Here is a 17,995-nt window from a genome sequence, read left to right on the forward strand (position 1 = left end):
CATCAGGGATGGCGAACAGGCACGGGGTGGGCGCGGCGCTGCTGGGGGCGGCCCTTCTGACGGCGACCGCGGCGTGCGCGCCGGGTGAGGAGGGCGGGGGCAGGACTCCCCCGCCCCTGTCCGCCGCGAGCGACGCCGCCACCGCCGGTGGCGCGGGCGCGACTCCCGCCGGCGGTGAGACGAGCGTCGCCCCCGCCGCACCGCGCACGCTGGTCACCGGCCTGAGCGTGCCCTGGGCGATCGCGTTCCTGCCCGGCGGCGACGCGCTGGTGACCGAGCGCGAGTCGGCGCGGCTGCTGCGGGTCACCCCGGGCGGCCAGGTCCACGAGGCCGGCGTGATCGAGGGGGTGGCCGCGAGCGGCGAGGGCGGCCTGCTGGGCGTGGCCGTCTCGCCCCGCTATGCCGACGACCACTATGTCTTCGTCTACTTCACCGCCCAGGACGACAACCGGATCGTCCGCTACCGCTACGACGGAGGGCTCTCCGACCGGAAGGTGATCGTCAGCGGCATCCCGAAGGGTGCCATCCACAACGGGGGCCGCCTCGCCTTCGGCCCCGACGGCTACCTGTACGCCTCGACCGGGGAGACCGGCGAACGCGGCATGGCCCAGGACAGGAACTCGCTGGGCGGCAAGATCCTGCGCATGACGGCGGACGGCCGGCCCGCTCCCGGCAACCCCTTCGGCACCCTCGTGTGGACCTATGGGCACCGCAACGTGCAGGGGATGGCCTGGGACGACCGGGGACACATGTACGCCACCGAGTTCGGCCAGAACACCTACGACGAGATCAACCTCATCGAGAAGGGCCACAACTACGGCTGGCCGGAGGTCGAAGGGGTGGGCCACCGGTCCGGATACACCGACCCCCTGCTCACCTGGTCGACCGACGAGGCGTCGCCGTCCGGTCTCGCGTACGCCTCGGGGGCGCTGTGGGCCGCGGCGCTGCGCGGCGAGCGCCTGTGGCGCGTTCCGGTGGACGCCTCGGGCCGCGCCGGACGTCCCGCCGCGCTCTACATGGGCGAGTACGGCAGGATGCGCGCGGTGGCCACCGCGTCCGACGGCACGCTGTGGGTGGGCACCAGCAACCGGGACGGGCGCGGCTCCCCCAGGGACGGCGACGACCGGATCCTGGTGGTGCGGCCTTCCTGATCAGCGGCAGATGACCGCGGCCTGGGCGTGGTAGGAGGTGCGGAAGGTCTGCCGGGAGACCACCTCGCCGTTCTGCCGCAGCACCCGCGTCACCGCGGCGGTGAAACCGGGCTGCCCCTGCGTCGTCACGCAGCCCGGCCCCTGACCGGTCACGGCGGGCACCTCGACCCGCTGCCCGACGACCGGCTCCTGCACCTCCACGTCGTACCGCTTGGTGCTCCACAGCGTCACGGTCAGCGAGGTGCCGCTCGTGGACGCGTGGACGAGCACGCCGTATTGCGAGTCGTTCCTCCAGCGCAGGTCGGGGCCGGGGAAGGACACGGCGGCCTCGGTGCCGGCCGGCAGCTGGGAGGCGTGGACCTCGGGCGGGGTGTGCTCGCCGACCCGGAGCCCGGCGCGGATCACGGCGTTCAGCAGGGTGGTCGCGACCTGGGTCATCCCCGCCGCCTCCGTGCCGGCCCGGCCGTGGATCATGGTGGGGGTGATGCCGTCGAACCCCGCGGCCGCCGTGCGCGGGCCGACGACCCCGTTGAACGAGAACGTCTCCCCCGGCTCCACGAGACGGCCGTCGAGGAGCGCGGCGGCGGTGCGGATGTTGGCCGCGCTCTGGGGACAGCAGGCGTAGGAGGTGGTGAAACGGCCGATCTCCTCCCGGATCCCCATCCGCTGCGCCGCGGTGTCGGTGATCCGTGGCGGGCCGTTCACGACCGACACGGCCACCGTACGGTCGCTGCCGTCGAGGGCGGCCAGCACGTCCGCGGCGAGACGGTCCGTGTCCACCCGGTCGCCCGGCCTGCCGGGCACCAGGACCGGCCGGCCGTCCTTCACCGTGAAGGCGGCGTCGCGGGCCACCCGCGAGGGGCCGACCAGCGTGGGCTCGACGCTCCTGACCGCAGCCACGGCGTCGAAGTGCGGCCGCAGGACCGCTCCGTCGGGCGCGAACGTGAGATATCGCGCCAGTGTGGCGGGTGACAGGCTGACCGACGCGGTCCCGTTGGTCAGCGTGAGCGGCGCGGCCACCGCGCGTCGCGCCCACTGCAGGGCGCGCCGCACCTCGGCCCGGGTGATGTGCGGCAGATCACGCGACGTGGGCGCCACGACGACGGCCACGGGGTCGAGGTATCCCCGGACGATCTGGTCGGCCGTCGCCTTCCTGTCGATGACGTAGCCGACCCGGGGATAGATCGGGACCGGGGTGACCCCCTCGAACGAGACGTCTCCCTCGCGCCCCGGGCGTTCCAGCGGCGCGGCGACGAACCTGGCCACCGCCTCGTCGAGTTTGCGGCGGTCCACCGACACGACGGGCTTCACCTCACGGGTGCCGGTCAGCGCGTTCCACACCTCCAGGGGGTTGGGAAAGCCGCCCGGCGCGGCCGTGACCGTGGCCTCGGCATCGAGCATCAGACCGGCCTGCTGCGGGTCCACGGTCAGCCGCCGCGTGCCCTGCCGTACGATCACCGGCGTCCTGGCCTGGGCGTACAGCCGTTCGCGCAAGGTGGCGACTGCCTCCGGCCTGCTCTGCCCGCCGATGTCGACGCCGAGCACCGTCGTGCCGGGCAGGACCTTCCCCGCCATGAAGACGGCCGGCACGAGATAGAGCAGCAGGAGCAACACCGCCAGGCCGATCAGCGTACGGCGGAGCGTACGGCCCTGCGGGACGGGGTCGTAAAGGTCGTCGGGATCCTGCGACGGGACGACGGCGGGTTCCTCACGCGCCGGGCGCTCCGGCACCCGCCACGGCTCGACCGGCGCGGCAGGCGGCGGGATGCTCCCGCCACCGGACGGCTTGGCGGCCGGTGCGGCGGGAGCGGGAGGTTCGGCGAAGATGTCGGCCGACACCCCTCGGGGGAGGGCCGAGACCCCGCGGGGCAGTGAGGTGACGCGGCGCACGGGATGTTTGTGCGGAGGAGCGGACGCCGCCCCGGACGGATCCGTGGGCGGGTCGACGGACGCTCCGGCGTTGCGCACGCCTCAGACTCCTCCAGCTCAAGGTCAACTCGCGATCAGTTAACCCTAAACGCCCTCCGCTGGATATGTCCCGAAGCAACACCTTCCGCACTCGCCAGAAAGGTCGCTTTCCGTGCAGAAGACGCGATTTTCACCGACGCCACTTTCGCCGGAAGCACGATTCGGAACAAACCGGAACAAACCCAACAAAGGAAAAGGCCAACGGCCGGCCACGCGAAACCGTGACCGGCCGTTCTCACCTTGCCGCGCGACCCCCGCCGAGGCGGCGTCCGCGACGTTCACCGGAGTGGAGGGAGCCAGGACCGCAGCGAGGGTCCAGCGGTGCGGGCTTCGCGAGGACCGGCGCTTCCTTTCCGGCGCAGTGACCGACGTGCCCGAGGTGGGTGGACGCGTCGGTCAGGCTTTGCGATGACCGCCACAGTGACCGAAGTGCGCGAGGCCCGTCAGCCCTGCACGCCCAGCTTCTCGAGGATCAGCTCGCGGGCCCGGCCCGCGTCCGCCTTGCCCCGGCTGGCCTTCATCACGCCGCCGACCAGCGCGCCCACGGCCGCGATCTTCCCGCCGCGCACCTTCTCGGCGGCGTCGGCGTTGTCGGCCAGCACCTGGTCGATGATCGCCGACAGCTCGCCCTCGTCGCTGACGACCTGGAGCCCGCGCTTGGCCACGACCTCGTCCGGGCCGCCCTCGCCGGCGAGCACGCCCTCCAGCACCTGGCGGGCCAGCTTGTCGTTCAGCGCGCCGGAGGCGACCAGCTCGGTCACCCGGGCGACCTGCGCCGGGGTGATCGGCAGGTCGGCGAGCGCCGTGGCCGTCTCGTTGGCCCTGCGGGCCAGCTCGCCCATCCACCACTTGCGCGCGTCGGCGGCGGGCGCGCCCGCGGCCACCGTCGCCTCGACCAGGTCGATCGCGTCGGCGTTGTGCATGGCGGCCATGTCCAGGTCGGACACGCCCCACTCCTGCTGGAGCCGCTTGCGCCGCGCCGACGGCAGCTCGGGCAGCGCCGCCTTCAGCGACTCGACCCAGGCCGGGTCGGGCGCCATCGGCAGCAGGTCGGGCTCGGGGAAGTAGCGGTAGTCCTGCGCCTCTTCCTTGGACCGCCCGGAGGTCGTCTGGCCGGTGTCCTCGTGGAAGTGGCGGGTCTCCTGCACGATCCGGCCGCCCTCGGCGAGGATGGCCGCCTGGCGCTCGATCTCGCCCCGCACCGCCCGCTCGACGCTGCGCAGCGAGTTGACGTTCTTGGTCTCCGTACGGGTGCCCCACTCCGACGAGCCGCGCGGCATCAGCGAGACGTTCACGTCGCAGCGCAGCGAGCCCTGCTCCATCCGCACGTCGGACACGCCGAGCGAGCGCATCACCTCGCGCAGCTCGGTGACGTACGCGCGGGCGACCTCGGGGGCGAGCCTGTCGGTGCCGGCGATCGGCTTGGTCACGATCTCCACGAGCGGGATGCCGGCGCGGTTGTAGTCGACGATCGAGTAGTCGGCGCCGTGGATGCGCCCGGTCGCGCCGCCCACGTGGGTGGACTTGCCGGTGTCCTCCTCCAGGTGGACCCGCTCGATCTCCACGCGGACGGTCTTCCCGTCCACCTCGACGTCCAGGTAGCCGTCCGTGCACAGCGGCTCGTCGTACTGGCTGATCTGGTAGTTCTTCGGCATGTCCGGATAGAAGTAGTTCTTCCGGGCGAACCTGCACCACTCGGCGATGGTGCAGTTGAGCGCGAGGCCGATCCGGATCGTCGACTCGATCGCCTTCTCGTTGGCCGTCGGCAGCGAGCCGGGCAGTGCCAGGCACACCGGGCAGACCTGCGTGTTCGGCGGCGCGCCGAAGGTCGTCGGGCAGCCGCAGAACATCTTCGATTCGGTGCCCAGCTCGACGTGCGTCTCCAGCCCCAGCACCGGCTCGAAGCGCTCCAGCGCCTCGTCGTACGGCATGAGCGTCTCAGTGCTGCTCACAGGTAACCAAGTCCCTTCAATGCGTTCCTCGCGTCGGAGACCCAGTCCGCGTACGCGGGCACCTGGGCGAGAACGTCGAGGTCGATGTTACGAGCGATGTATTCGAAGTAGTCACGAACGGGTTTTCCGCGGCGCGGCGCCACCTCGGCGAGTGTTTTCTTGGGGTCCGCGATCTTCTCGACGTCCCGCGGGCGGGCGGGCAACCGTCCGTGGTCGCTCCCGCTCAACCGGCGCCACACGCCCGCGTCCGCGAGAAGCCACGCCTCGGTCTCCTGAACCGGTACCAGCGCGATCACCGGTGTGGGCAGTCCCGAGTCCCGCACGACCCGGTCCGCCTTGTCCCGCTCCCTGTGGTCGTTGTGGACGAAAAGCAGGTGGCAGTCGCTCGCCAGCTCACGCAGCGCGCCGGTCATCCTGCCGTGGTCGTAGATCGATCGGCAGGCGCCGATTTCGGTGCTCTCCACGTCGACGGCGCACCGGGATGACTGCGCGGTGAGCTCACGGAGCTGCCGGGAGATCACCACTCCGAGGAAGACCTCGTCTGTCTCCCCCTCGGCGATCAGCCCGGGCACCAGCGGCCTGCTCATGGCACCTCGCCCACCGCGCTCAGATACTTCCTCACCTGGCGCGGAGAGACGAACGTGCCCGGCTCCCCCTCCGACCGCACCGGCTTGGCGACCGTGACCCGGGAGATCCTGTCGTTGTCGGGATCGACGCGTACGGCGGTGTCGAGGAAGACCAGCGCGTCCGGCCGGAGCCGGTACAGCTCGGAGACGACCACCGGCGAGTGCGTGGTGAGGATCACCTGCCGCAACGGTCGTTTGGCGCTCTCCGGGTCGTTGAGATCGGTGACCCTGCCCTGGATCCTGCGGAGTAGCTCCGCGAGGCGGCTGGGGTGCAGCCCGTTCTCGATCTCCTCGATGAGCAGCACTCCGGCGTGAGCCGGATCATGCAGCGCGGCCAGCAGCGCGATGACCCTGAGCGTCCCGTCGGACAGCAGTGTGCTGGGTATCGCCCCCTGGCCGTCCACGATGACGTCGAACGTCCATTCCTGACGCCGTTCGTCCAGGATCGGCTCGATCCCGGTGATGTCCGGGATGAGCGCCACCATGTCCACGAGGAGTTCTTCGAGCACTCCCTCCGCCTTGAGCCGCCCGAGAACGGAAGCCAGATTGCCGCCATCCGCCCGCAGTGGTCCGTGATCCGCCGCCGACGACCAGGAGCGCAAACAATCCGGCTCCACCTGGTGCATATTCCAGGCATCGACCTCGGAATTCAGAAGCTGCACATAGCGGCTCGGATTGGACATCTCCCGGCTCAGCGCCTTCTGCGCCTTCTCGGGCTCGTGCGGAAGCCACGGGGAAAGCACTGGGAAGAAAGACTCTCGTAGCGGCCCGGCCGAGAGCGCCCAAGGCCGGGGAACGCCGTCGTCGCCGAGATCAGCACCGCTGTAGTAGAGAAACGGCAGGATGCCGTCGCCGATGTGGGTCAAAGTCCATGCTCGGATCGTGAACTCGGTCACCGGCCGGCCTTTGCTCACCCGATGGAACAGCTCATGGGGCCTTCCCCTGGAGGGGGTCAGAAGCGCCTCGGGACCCCACGCGGAATCGCGCAGATACAGGAACGCGTCCAGCAGGTTGGACTTGCCGCTGGAGTTGGGGCCGACGAGGGCGAGGAACGGCGGCACGTCGAGCCGGAAGTCCAGGAAGGACTTGAAGCCGTCGATCTCGATGCGGGTGATCATGCCGCCGTTCCCCTCCTCTCGGCGACTAGAGCGCGGGCGCGCGGGACAGCAGCGGGCCGCCCCACCGGCTCTCGAATGCCTTCTCCACGGCGGCGCCGACCCGGTAGCAGCGGTCGTCGGCCAGGACCGGTGCCATGACCTGCAGTCCGACCGGCAGGCCGTCCTCGTCGGCCAGGCCGCACGGCACCGAGATCGCCGCGTTGCCGGCCAGGTTGGTCGGGATCGTGCACAGGTCGGCGAGGTACATCGCCATCGGGTCGTCGGCCCGCTCACCGATCGGGAAGGCGGTGGTCGGCGTGGTCGGCGATACCAGCACGTCCACCTGCTGGAAGGCCGCCTCGAAGTCCCGCATGATCAGCGTGCGGACCTTCTGGGCCTGCCCGTAGTAGGCGTCGTAGTAGCCGGACGACAGGGCGTAGGTGCCGAGCATGATGCGCCGCTTGACCTCGGGCCCGAAACCGGCCGCCCGGGTCAGGGCCATGACCTCCTCGGCGCTGCGGGTGCCGTCGTCGCCGACGCGCAGGCCGTACCGCATGGCGTCGAAGCGGGCCAGGTTGGACGAGCACTCCGAGGGCGCGATCAGGTAGTACGCGGGCAGCGCGTAGGAGAACGTCGGGCAGGAGACCTCGACGACCTTGGCCCCGAGCGACTCAAGCAGCTCGACGGCCTCGTTGAACCGGGCGAGCACGCCGGGCTGGTAGCCCTCCCCGCCGAACTCCTTGACCACGCCGACCCGCATGCCCGCCACGTCGGCGTGCCGCGCGGCCTCGACCACCGGCGGGACCGGCGCGTCGATCGAGGTCGAGTCGAGCGGGTCGTGGCCGGAGAAGGCCTCGTGCAGCAGCGCCGCGTCGAGCACGTTGCGGGCGAACGGCCCGGGCGTGTCGAGCGAGGACGCGAACGCGATCAGCCCATAGCGGGACGAGCCGCCGTACGTCGGCTTCATGCCGACGATGCCGGTCACCGCGGCGGGCTGGCGGATCGAGCCGCCCGTGTCGGTGCCGGTGGACAGCGGCGCCTCGTAGGCGGACACCGCGGCCGACGAACCTCCGGAAGAACCGCCCGGAATCCGGGACAGGTCCCAGGGGTTGTGCGTCGGCCCGTACGCCGAGTTCTCCGTGGACGACCCCATGGCGAACTCGTCCAGGTTGGTCTTGCCGAGGATCACCAGGCCGGCCTCGCGCAGGCGGCGGGTCACGGTCGCGTCGTACGGTGGGCGCCAGCCTTCGAGGATCTTCGAGCCTGCGGTCGTCGGCATGTCGGTCGTGGTGAACACGTCCTTGTGCGCGATCGGCACCCCGGCCAGCGGCCCGAGCGTCTCGCCGGCGGCGATGCGCTCGTCGACCGAGCGCGCCTGCGCCAGCGCGGACTCGGCGTCCACGTGCAGGAAGGCGTTGACCCGGCCGTCGACCTCGGCGATCCGGTCGAGATGGGCCTGGGTGACCTCGACCGCGGTGACCTCTCGGGAGGCGACCAGCGCGCCGAGCTCGGCGGCGGTCTTGCGAATCAAGCTCATTCTTCCTCCCCGAGGATCCGCGGCACGCGGAATCGGTCGTCCTCCACCGCGGGCGCGCCGGACAGGGCGCCCTCCGGCGTGAGGCCGGGCCGTACGACGTCGGGCCGGAACACGTTGGTCAGCGGAAGCGCGTGCGAGGACGGCGGGATGTCGTCGGCCGCCACCTCCGCGACACGGGCGACGGCGCCGACGATCTGGTCGAGCTGGGCGGCGAAGTGGTCGAGCTCGTCGTCGGCCAGTGCCAGCCGGGACAGCCGGGCGAGGTGAGCGACCTCATCGCGGGTTATGGCGGACATGAGTCGTCGAACCCGTTTCATGATGGAGATTGGACCTACCCATCCTAGGGCTCGTCGCCGAGCGCGGCCGAACCGGCGACGGCGCGTCACATCCTCTTAACGCGACTCCCGCGCCGAGGCCGACGCCCTGCCGCGCCCTCCCCAGCGCGGGCGGGCCGGCGCGGGCGGCGCGGCGCCGACGGCCCGGCACGACAGATCAGCGCGGCTGCCCACTGTGGAGACCCACTGTGGCCGCCCAGCGCGGCTGTTCAGCGCGACGGGTTCAGCGCGACGGCAAAACGCGATCACGCAGCATGGCGGTTCGGTGCTGCCGCCCAGCGCGGCTGCCCGGAGACCCAGTGTGGAAGCTCGGTGTGGAAGCTCGGTGTGGAAGCTCGGTGTGGCGGCTCGGTGTGGCGGCTCGGTGTGGCGGCTCGGTGTGGCGGTTCAGTGGGGCGCGAGGCGGGCTCCGCCGGTCTCGCGGTCGCGGAAGGCCGCGCTGAGCCGGCCGCGCAGCCATGTGGTCGCCTCGCTCGCGGGCATGGGCTTGGCCAGCCACCAGCCCTGGCCCGCGTGGCAGCCCATCTCGCGCAGCAGCGTCGCGACCTCCGGCGACTCGACCCCCTCGGCCACCGACCTCAGCCCGAGGGACCGTACGAGGTCGATGATCGAGCGGACGATCCGCTCGTCGTCCGGCGACTCCCCGAGCCGGCGTACGAACGACGCGTCGATCTTGACCTCGGAGACCGGGAGCCGCTGGAGCCGTACCAGCGAGGAGTAGCCGGTGCCGAAGTCGTCCAGGGCCAGCTGGATGCCGAGACCGGCCAGGGTGCGGATCGTGTCGGCGCTATAGGCCTGATCGGTCATGAGAATACGTTCGGTGACCTCCAGCCGGATGGCCTCCGGGGGCAGGTCCAGCTTCTCCAGCCCGGACTCCAGTTGCTCGGGCAGGCTCGAATCCAGCAGGTCGCGGGCCGACACGTTGACGGAGACCGGCACGTCGATCCCCGCGTGCCACCAGCGGGCCGCCTGCTGCAGCGCGTGGCCGATGACGTGCTGGGTGAGCTCGCGCATCAGGTAGGACTGCTCGGCCAGCGGGATGAACTCGGCGGGTGAGATCGGCCCGCGCACCGGGTGCCACCAGCGCAGCAGCGCCTCGACGCTCTCGACCCTGCCGTCCTCCAGGCTCACCTTGGGCTGATAGTGGAGCTCCAGCTCGTCGGCGTCGATCGCCCGGCGCAGGTCGCCGAGCAGGCTGAGGCGTTCCGGCGAGTTGCGGTCCTTGCCCGGCAGGTAGAACTCGACGCCCGTACGGCCCTCCTTGGCGAGGTACATCGCCACGTCGGAGCGCTGCATGAGCAGTTCGAAGTCCGGCGCGTGGTCGGGATAGAGCGCGATGCCGATCGACGCGTCGAGATCGAATGTCATCCCCTCAAGGCGTACCGGCTCGGTCAGCGCGACCCGCAGCCGCGAGGCGACCTCCCTGGCCGCGTGGGCGTCCCTGATCGACGGCAGCAGCACCGCGAACTCGTCCCCGCCGAGCCGGGCGACCACGTCGCCCGGCCGCACGCTGTGGGTGAGCCGGTGGGCCACGATCTGCAGCAGCCGGTCGCCGACCGGATGGCCGAGCGTGTCGTTGACCTCCTTGAAGCGGTCGAGGTCGAGCAGGAGCAGCCCCACCCGCTCGTGCTCGCGCGCCTCGGCCAGGGCTTCCTCAGTGCGCAGGATGAGCATCTTGCGGTTCGGCAGGCCGGTGAGCCCGTCATGGGTGGCCTGGTGGTCGCGGCGGAGCGAGAGCGTCGCGGTGAAGTAGACCGCGGCCAGCGGCGCGACGAAGAGCGGCACCAGGGCCGTGGAGTGCGCCATCACGACCACGACAAGGGGCGCGAGCCCGAGCAGCGCCCCGTAGACGAGGGCCTGCGGGCCGATCGACGCCTTCATCACCCGGGCCAGCGGCCGGCGCTCGTGCAGCGCCACCGCCTGGCAGACCAGGATCGCGCGGACCGCGAAGTACGCCGTGGCGGCCACCGCGATGGCCGGGATGTCCGCGCCGTCGGGCGTCCGGGGCGTGAGGGGCGCCGCATGCGCGCCGAACGCGGCGAAGGCCCCCGCGGCCGCCACGCAGGCCAGGGTCACCTGGGAGAGGTTGAACAGCACCCGGTGCCAGGCCCTGCGATGCACCAGCCCGCTGACCACCACGGCGACCGCCTGCATCAGCGCCGCCGTCGGCAGGCCCTGGTACATCAGCACGGCGAAGGTGAACATCGTCGATGCCGGCGTGCCCCCGACGAGCGTCGAGGAGCTGAACATGACCGGGCGCAGCTCGCCCAGCACGACCAGGACCGTCAGCATCCAGAACAGCGGAGTGCGGGCCACCTCACCCAGTTCGCCGAAGCCGAGCCGCACCTGCGCGATCACCAGCGCGGTGACGCCGACGGCGGTGACCGCCGTGAGGTAGGCCCACAGGGGCGAGCCCGGGCGCGGTCCGGTGTCCCGGGTGTCGACGGGCGTGGACATTTCGCCCAGGTCGACGGCGGGCAGGAGGACACGTGGCACCCCGGCAAGCGGCATAAGACCGCGTGAAAGCGTCATCGGTAAGAAACCCCCCAAGAGGTCACTATGGGAGGGTACGACCTCTGGGCCACTTCGCGAAACCGCTTGGGCACACTCCGTCACCATGATTTCTGGAGATATCACGGTCTGGCCGGAGTTGGGGTGAAAGTTTCAACTGCTCCACAGGTCCACTCCCCCGCCCGCCTGCGCCTACTAGGTTGGCCGTCCAAACAAACCCTGAGCGACCCTTCTTGGACCCGCTGTCTGCTCCCTACCATCCAGAGACATGTGGGAGCGCTCCCACTCTACCGGACGGAGTATTTCCATGTCTCGCAGATTGACGGCAGCTGTACTCACAGCGGTCGCCACGGCCGCGGTGGGAGCGTCCGTGCTCACCTCCTCCGCCGCGCAAGCCGCCGACTCCGAGTTCTACGTCGACCCGACGACCAACGCGGCCAAGTGGGTGGCCGCCAACCCCGGTGACAGCCGCACCCCGGTGATCAGGGACCGCATCGCCGCCGTCCCGCAGGGCCGGTGGTTCGCCAGCTACAACCCCTCGACCGTACGCAGCCAGGTCGACGCGTACGTCGGAGCCGCCGCCTCCGCCGGCAAGATCCCGATCATGGTCGTGTACGAGATGCCGAACCGCGACTGCGGCGGCGCGAGCGCGGGCGGCGCGCCCGACCACTCGTCGTACCGCGCCTGGATCGATCAGGTCGCCGCGGGGCTCGGTGGGCGGCCCGCCTACATCATCCTGGAGCCCGACGCCCTGGCGATCATGCCGAACTGCATGAACTCCTCGCAGCAGGCCGAGGTCCAGGCCTCCATGGCGTACGCCGGGAAGAAGTTCAAGGCCACCTCCCCGAACGTCAAGGTCTTCTTCGACGCGGGCAACGACGCCTGGGTGGGCGCCTCCGACATGGCCAACCGGCTGCGCGGCGCCGACATCGCCAACAGCGCGGACGGCATCGCCCTCAACGTCTCCAACTACCGCTTCACCTCGGGCGCTGTCTCCTACGCCAAGAGCGTCATCTCGGCCACCGGCTACTCCTGGCTGAAGGCCGTGATCGACACCAGCCGCAACGGCAACGGCCCGGTCGGCACCGAGTGGTGTGACCCGGCCGGCCGCGCCACCGGCACCTGGAGCACCACGAACACCGGCGACTCGGCGATCGCCGCCTTCCTCTGGGTCAAGCCTCCGGGCGAGTCCGACGGCTGCATCGCCCCTGCAGGGCAGTTCGTGCCGCAGCGGGCCTACGACCTGGCGATAGCCGCCCCGTACACCCCCTCGCCGTCTCCGTCGCCGTCGCCGACCCGGTCGCCGTCGCCCTCCCCGTCCCCGTCCCCGTCCCCGTCCCCGTCCCCGTCCCCGTCCCCGTCGCCGTCTCCGTCGCCGTCGCCTTCTCCGTCGGCCTCGCCGACCTTCCCCGGCAACGGCGGCTGCACGGCGACCTACAAGGTCATCAGCTCGTGGCAGGGCGGCTTCCAGGGTGAGATCACCGTGACCAACGCGGGCTCTTCGGCGATCAACAACTGGACCGTGAGCTGGACGATGCCCGGCGGGCAGTCCATCACCCAGTCGTGGAACGCCAACCTGACCGGCAGCACCAATGTCACGGCCTCGAACCTGAGCTGGAACGGCAACCTCGCCCCCGGCGCGAGCACCGCGTTCGGCTTCCTCGGCAGCTCCAGCGGGACCCCGTCCACCCCGTCTCCGCTGGTCTGCACCACGGCCTGATCCCCGCCGCATAGTCCAGCCGCATAGTCCAGGCGTGCCGTACGGACTCCCCACCCGTACGGCACGCCTTCGTGGGTTCCGTGTCCAGGCCGCCGTCTCCCAAGGCGCCGGGGGGCCGGGCACTCGTTGCTGACGCGTCGGCTCGGCTCCTGGCCGGACCTACAGGCGGGTCATTCCTCGTGGGCGCGCTCGTAGGCGAGCCGGATCTCGGGGCGGAGCCTGCCGCGATCGGACACGTCCAGGCCGTTGTTCCGGGCCCATCTCCGGATCTCCGCTGTCGTCGGGCCGTTGCTCGCGGACGGCGTGTGCCGCCGAAGGTCCGGAGCCTGCGCATCGGTCGCGGACGGCGTGTGCCGCCGAAGGTCCGAAGCCGGCGTCTCAGAAACCGGCCGCCGCGATGGGCCCGCCCCCGGCGTCTCGTACGCCTCGCCGTCTTCCGCAGGCATGATGGCCAGCGCGTACGCGGCGGCCAGGAAGCGATAGGTCCATTCCTCGGCGAGTTTCCTGGTCTCGCAGAACACGATCGGGACACCGGGGAAGGTCACTTGCAGTTCGGCGATGCCGTCGGCCACCACCGCGGGCCGGACACGGTCGAGTTTGAACACCTCCGAGTAGCGGTCCTCGACCACGACGGCGGCGCGCGGCAGCGCGGCCAACTCGGTGAGCTGGAATTTCAACCGTGAGTTGAGGAGGCTGGCCACGAGGTCGGGCAGGCTCTTGCGCTCGACGGCGGCCCATACCCGGCCGTCTCTCTCGACCGCGTAGTCACCGGCGGGCAGGCGGCGCTTGTCGATCTGGACCTGCTGCGAGGCGAAGCGGTAACCGTACCGCTCACCGCTGTCCACGACGATCGGCAGAGCGGCGATGCCGGAGGCCCGCGCGGTCGGAGTGCGGACGCCCGGCCTGGCCTGCTTGCGCACCCGGGCCGTCTGCCAGAAGATCGCGTCCCGCCCCCGGGCGGTGGTGTAGACGATCTGCGACCGGTTCTCCCTGCCGCGGTCGAGAACCAGGTCGATCGCGGCGCCCCGCCGTACGCACTGGCGGACCGGCACGCGCTCGATCACCTCCGGCTCGGCCGGCCACTCGTCATCGCCGGCCGGGTAGCAGTAGATCGCCCTCTCGCGGGGCCAGGTCCCGCCCGCGCGCAGCACCAGACCCGCCGCGCCCAACGGCACGCGAATCAGGTACGGCAGGCGGGAGTCGGGGTCTGGATTGCGGACGATGACGAAGTCACGCTGCACGCCTGCATTCTCCCTGCTCCGCCGCCCTCCTCCAGGCCTCTTTCACAATCCGCAGGAACGTCCCCGGCGGCCCACGGCGGAACGAAGCCTGAACGGTTGAGTCTCGGACGACTCGGCGGGATCACCGGCGACGGTCCCACCGATCGCCGCGGCGTCCCAGTCACGCCGAACCATGCCACCGCTTCGCCGTGGGCCGGATGGGCTTCGTCCGCGAGGGCTGCCACCGGTTCGCGGCCGCAGTCTTCCGGGGGCATGCGCAGATCAGTCGCCGGCCGGAACAGGCACCCCGGCGCCGGACACCCGAACCCTGGTGTCCCCGTCCCGCAACTCCACCCGCAGCAGGCCGGGCCGTCCCATGTCCACACCCTGGTGCAGGGTCAGCACGGCGCCGGGACCGGCCTTGCCGAGCTCCCGCAGGTACGCGCCGAAAGCGGCCGCGGCGGCCCCGGTGGCCGGGTCCTCCACGATCCCGCCGACGGGGAACGGATCACGCACCTGGAAGGTGTCCGCCGACTCGCGCCACACCAGTTGCAGGGTGATGAGATCCCGTTCGGTCATGTAGCGCGCCAGCCCCGGGAAGTCGTAGTCCAGATCGGCCAGGCGCTCGCGGGTGGCGGCGGCCAGGACGAGATGGCGCGACCCGGCGTACGCGATCCGCGGGGGCAGCTCGGGATCGAGCTCGTCGATCCGCCACCTCAGCGCGTCGAGCGCCTGTGCCACGTCGTCCTCGCCGACCGGCTCGACGTACGGATCCACACTGGTCAGCGTCGCCCACAGCACGCCGTCGTCGTCCGCCGCCACGTCGACGGGTACGGTTCCCGCCTTCGTCTCGAAGACCAGGCCACCCGGGCCGATCCGCTCGGCCAGCGCGACCGCGGACGCCACCGTGGCGTGCCCGCAGAACGGCACCTCCCGCTTCGGGCTGAAATAACGGACGGCGAACGTCCGGCCGGCCTCGGTGAGACGCGCGGGAGCCTCGCTCAGAAAGGCCGTCTCCGGGTGGCCCACCTCTGCGGCGACGGCGAGCATGTCCGCGTCGTCCAGACCTGCGGCGTCGAGCACCACTCCGGCCATGTTGCCGCCGGCGGGATCGGTGGTGAAGGCCGCGTAGTGCATGACTTCGGCTATGGGCATCGCAGAACTCGGCATGTCTCGGCCAACGGCAGAGCAGTTGGCCATGTTCCCCTGAGTGGTGGCGTTGAACTGCCTCTCCAGGAGTGCCTGGGCACGCCGGAACGGTGATCCTCAAGGCGAGGCCGGTCGTCCAGGTGCCCGCGAGGCCCGGATCCGGAGGACGCCCCTCGGTCCCGTCGGCCCTGCCTCAGTGGCTCTACAAGGTGCGGCTCAATAAGGTGCGGCTCACTCCTCGGGGGTGAGGGCGACGGCGCGGGCGGCGTCGGGGCCCTTGTCGAGGAGGACGTGGAAGCCCTCCTCGTTGAGGATCGGGACGCCGGCCTTGACCGCCTTGTCGTACTTCGAGCCGGGGTTGTCACCCACCACCAGGAAGCTCGTCTTCTTCGACACCGACGAGGTGACCTTGCCGCCCCTGGCGCTGATGGCCTCGCTCGCCTCGTCGCGGCTGAAGTCCGACAGCGTGCCGGTGACGACGAAGGTGAGCCCCTCCAGCGGACGCGGGCCCTCGTCCTCGGGCGACTCGTCGGCCATCCGGACCCCGGCGGCCCGCCACTTCTCGATGATCTCCTGGTGCCAGTCGACCGCGAACCACTCCTTGATGGTCGCGGCGACCCGCGGGCCGATGCCCTCGACCGCCGCCAGCTCCTCCTCGGACGCGTTGGCGATGGCGTCGATCGAGCGGAACTCCGCGGCGAGCGCGCGGGCCGTGGGCGGGCCGACGTGCCGGATCGACAGCGCCACGAGCACCCGCCACAGCGGCTGGTCCTTCTTCTCCTGCAGTTGCTGGAGGATCAGCTCGGCGTTCTTGCTCGGCTCGCCGGAGACGGTGGCGAACAGCGCGACGACCTTCGGCTCGCCGGTCTCCGGGTCGGTCTTCGGCAGGCCCGTGTCGGGGTCGCGGACAACCGTCCTGATCGGCAGCATTTTCTCGATGGTCAGGTCGAACAGGTCGGCCTCCGTGCGGAGCGGCGGCTCCTGCGGCGGCAGCGGCTGGGTCAGCGCGGTCGCCGCGACATAGCCCAGCCCTTCGATGTCGAACGCGTTGCGCCCGGCGGCGAAGTAAACCCGCTCACGAAGCTGCGCGGGGCAGGAGCGGGCGTTCGGGCAGCGCAGGTCGGCGTCGCCCTCGCGCTCGCGGGCCAACTCGGTGCCGCACTCGGGGCAGTGCGTGGGCATCACGAACTCCCGCTCGTTGCCCTGCCGCAGCTCCACAACGGGCCCGACGATCTCGGGGATGACGTCGCCCGCCTTGCGCAGCACCACGGTGTCGCCGATCAGCACACCCTTGCGCGCCACCTCCGCGGCGTTGTGCAGCGTCGCGCGCTCCACGGTGGACCCGGCCACCGTCACCGGCTTCATCACGCCGAACGGCGTGACCCGGCCCGTCCGGCCCACCCCGACCTGAATGTCGAGGAGCTTGGTGGTGACCTCCTCGGGCGGGTATTTGAACGCGATCGCCCAGCGCGGGGCCCGGCTGGTGGACCCGAGCTGCCGCTGAACGGCAATACGGTCGATCTTGACCACCACACCGTCGATCTCGTACTCCGGATCGTGGCGGTGCTCGTCGTAGTAGGCGATGAACTCGCGGATCTCGTCGAGGCTCTTGACCACCTTGTAGCGGTCGCTGACGGGGAGCCCGAACTCACGCAGCCGCTCGTAGACGGCCGACTGGGTGGCGGGCAGCGGACCGTCGCCCTCCCACTTGCCGACGCCGTGCACGATCATCCGCAGCGGGCGCTGCGCGGTGACCCGCGGGTCCTTCTGCCGCAGCGATCCGGCCGCGGAGTTGCGCGGGTTGGCGAACGGCGGTTTGCCCGCGTCCATGAGCTGCTCGTTGAGCTTCTTGAAGCCCTCGACCGGCAGGAAGACCTCGCCACGCACCTCCAGCAGGTCGGGCACGTCGTCTCCGCGCAGCCGGTGCGGCACGTCGGCGAGCGTGCGGATGTTGGGGGTGACGTCCTCGCCGGTGCGCCCGTCGCCCCGGGTCGCGCCGCGCACCAGGCGGCCCTTCTCGTACACCAGGGCCACGGCCAGGCCGTCGATCTTCAGCTCGCACAGGTAGGGCCCGGGGTCGGCCTCGATCAGCCGCTCCGCCCTGGCCTGCCAGGCGGCGAGGTCGGCGTCGTTGAAGGCGTTGTCGAGGCTCTCCATCCGCGTGAGATGGGTGACGGGGGCGAAGTCGGTGGAGATCTGCGCTCCCACCTTCTGCGTGGGCGAGTCGGGCGTGCGCAGGTCGGGATAGGCCTCTTCCAGCGCCCGGATCTCCCGCATCCAGCGGTCGTATTCGGCGTCGCTCACCGTCGGCGAGTCGAGCACGTAGTAGCGCCAGTTGGCTTCCTCGATCAGCTCGGCGAGCTCGGCGTGCCGCTCCCGTGCCTCGGCCGGCGCGCTCTGTCTCTCTCCGCCGGCGCTCGATGCTTCCCCGCTCGCGCTCTGCGCCTCTCCGGTGGCGCCCTGTGTTTCCCTAGTGGCGCTCTGTGGTTCCCCGCTGGCGCTCTGTGGTTCCCCGCTGGCGCTCTGTGGTTCCCCGCTGGCGCTCTGTGGTTCCCCGCTGGCGCTCTGTGGTTCCCCGCTGGCGCTCTCGGCGGCGTTCGTCACGCGCTCGACCTCGCGTGCGGCCTCCTCGCGCCCGTTCGCCGTGTCTCCGGACGCGTCCCCGGGCGCGACGCCGTCGAACCCGCCAGCCTCGTCAGCCCTGTCGGTCACGTCGCACGTCTCCCCTC

At 71.1% G+C, this 17,995-nt stretch carries 12 protein-coding genes; 2 read left to right on the plus strand and 10 right to left on the minus strand.

The features are described 5' to 3' along the window. The first annotated feature begins 8 nt into the window (after positions 1-8). Positions 9-1,151, plus strand: coding sequence for a PQQ-dependent sugar dehydrogenase (locus tag OHB01_RS02930; protein ID WP_328854896.1), 1,143 nt, complete (start codon positions 9-11; stop codon positions 1,149-1,151). Here the strand turns inward: OHB01_RS02930 and OHB01_RS02935 are convergent, their stop codons facing one another. From OHB01_RS02935 to OHB01_RS02965, 7 genes are all read right to left on the minus strand, one after another. Then, positions 1,152-3,041, minus strand: a complete 1,890-nt coding sequence (locus tag OHB01_RS02935; RefSeq protein ID WP_142646132.1) for a VanW family protein — start codon at positions 3,039-3,041, stop codon at positions 1,152-1,154. It lies immediately after the preceding gene. Positions 3,042-3,562: 521 nt separating this feature from the next. Beyond that, positions 3,563-5,071, minus strand: coding sequence for an Asp-tRNA(Asn)/Glu-tRNA(Gln) amidotransferase subunit GatB (gene gatB, locus OHB01_RS02940; protein ID WP_260617150.1), 1,509 nt, complete (start codon positions 5,069-5,071; stop codon positions 3,563-3,565). Beyond that, entirely contained in the window at positions 5,068-5,658 is a 591-nt protein-coding gene (locus tag OHB01_RS02945) for a DUF4276 family protein (RefSeq protein WP_147942955.1), read from the minus strand. Before OHB01_RS02945 ends, gatB begins: the two co-directional genes overlap by 4 nt. Then, positions 5,655-6,815, minus strand: coding sequence for an ATP-binding protein (locus OHB01_RS02950; protein WP_328854897.1), 1,161 nt, complete (start codon positions 6,813-6,815; stop codon positions 5,655-5,657). The genes OHB01_RS02945 and OHB01_RS02950 overlap by 4 nt, the downstream gene beginning before the upstream one ends. A 25-nt stretch (positions 6,816-6,840) precedes the next feature. After that, the gene (gene gatA / locus OHB01_RS02955) at positions 6,841-8,331 is read right to left on the minus strand and encodes an Asp-tRNA(Asn)/Glu-tRNA(Gln) amidotransferase subunit GatA (RefSeq protein ID WP_142646138.1); all 1,491 of its coding nucleotides are present in this window, start codon (positions 8,329-8,331) and stop codon (positions 6,841-6,843) included. Continuing rightward, positions 8,328-8,627 carry an Asp-tRNA(Asn)/Glu-tRNA(Gln) amidotransferase subunit GatC gene (gene gatC / locus OHB01_RS02960; protein ID WP_142619286.1) on the minus strand — a complete coding sequence of 100 codons (300 nt, stop codon included), beginning with the start codon at positions 8,625-8,627 and terminating at the stop codon, positions 8,328-8,330. Before gatC ends, gatA begins: the two co-directional genes overlap by 4 nt. 426 nt (positions 8,628-9,053) lie before the next feature. Next, the gene (locus OHB01_RS02965) at positions 9,054-11,123 is read right to left on the minus strand and encodes a putative bifunctional diguanylate cyclase/phosphodiesterase (RefSeq protein ID WP_328710956.1); all 2,070 of its coding nucleotides are present in this window, start codon (positions 11,121-11,123) and stop codon (positions 9,054-9,056) included. Between the two features lie 361 nt (positions 11,124-11,484). Between OHB01_RS02965 and OHB01_RS02970 the strand changes: the two genes are divergently transcribed. Then, positions 11,485-12,897: a glycoside hydrolase family 6 protein gene (locus OHB01_RS02970; RefSeq protein ID WP_142646140.1), complete on the plus strand. Its 1,413-nt coding sequence runs from the start codon at positions 11,485-11,487 to the stop codon at positions 12,895-12,897. Positions 12,898-13,067: 170 nt separating this feature from the next. On the opposite strand, the gene OHB01_RS02975 is transcribed toward OHB01_RS02970, so the two are convergent. From OHB01_RS02975 to ligA, 3 genes are all read right to left on the minus strand, one after another. After that, positions 13,068-14,138 carry an ERCC4 domain-containing protein gene (locus OHB01_RS02975; RefSeq protein ID WP_142646142.1) on the minus strand — a complete coding sequence of 357 codons (1,071 nt, stop codon included), beginning with the start codon at positions 14,136-14,138 and terminating at the stop codon, positions 13,068-13,070. Between the two features lie 261 nt (positions 14,139-14,399). Next, positions 14,400-15,272 carry a PhzF family phenazine biosynthesis isomerase gene (locus OHB01_RS02980; RefSeq protein WP_328854898.1) on the minus strand — a complete coding sequence of 291 codons (873 nt, stop codon included), beginning with the start codon at positions 15,270-15,272 and terminating at the stop codon, positions 14,400-14,402. 225 nt (positions 15,273-15,497) lie between these two features. Next, complete coding sequence (ligA, locus tag OHB01_RS02985) at positions 15,498-17,978, minus strand: NAD-dependent DNA ligase LigA (protein WP_328709283.1); 2,481 nt, start codon at positions 17,976-17,978, stop codon at positions 15,498-15,500. Positions 17,979-17,995 lie beyond the last annotated feature (17 nt).

Source organism: Microbispora hainanensis (assembly GCF_036186745.1).
Taxonomy (GTDB): Bacteria; Actinomycetota; Actinomycetes; order Streptosporangiales; family Streptosporangiaceae; genus Microbispora.

Excerpts from the sequence above, each read along its gene's own strand:
- OHB01_RS02930 (WP_328854896.1), top strand. The coding sequence starts at position 9 with ATGGCGAACAGGCACGGGGTGGGCGCGGCGCTGCTGGGGGCGGCCCTT.
- OHB01_RS02945 (WP_147942955.1), bottom strand. The coding sequence starts at position 5,658 with ATGAGCAGGCCGCTGGTGCCCGGGCTGATCGCCGAGGGGGAGACAGAC.
- OHB01_RS02950 (WP_328854897.1), bottom strand. The coding sequence starts at position 6,815 with ATGATCACCCGCATCGAGATCGACGGCTTCAAGTCCTTCCTGGACTTC.
- gatA (WP_142646138.1), bottom strand. The coding sequence starts at position 8,331 with ATGAGCTTGATTCGCAAGACCGCCGCCGAGCTCGGCGCGCTGGTCGCC.
- gatC (WP_142619286.1), bottom strand. The coding sequence starts at position 8,627 with ATGTCCGCCATAACCCGCGATGAGGTCGCTCACCTCGCCCGGCTGTCC.
- OHB01_RS02965 (WP_328710956.1), bottom strand. The coding sequence starts at position 11,123 with ATGTCCACGCCCGTCGACACCCGGGACACCGGACCGCGCCCGGGCTCG.
- OHB01_RS02970 (WP_142646140.1), top strand. The coding sequence starts at position 11,485 with ATGTCTCGCAGATTGACGGCAGCTGTACTCACAGCGGTCGCCACGGCC.
- OHB01_RS02980 (WP_328854898.1), bottom strand. The coding sequence starts at position 15,272 with ATGCCCATAGCCGAAGTCATGCACTACGCGGCCTTCACCACCGATCCC.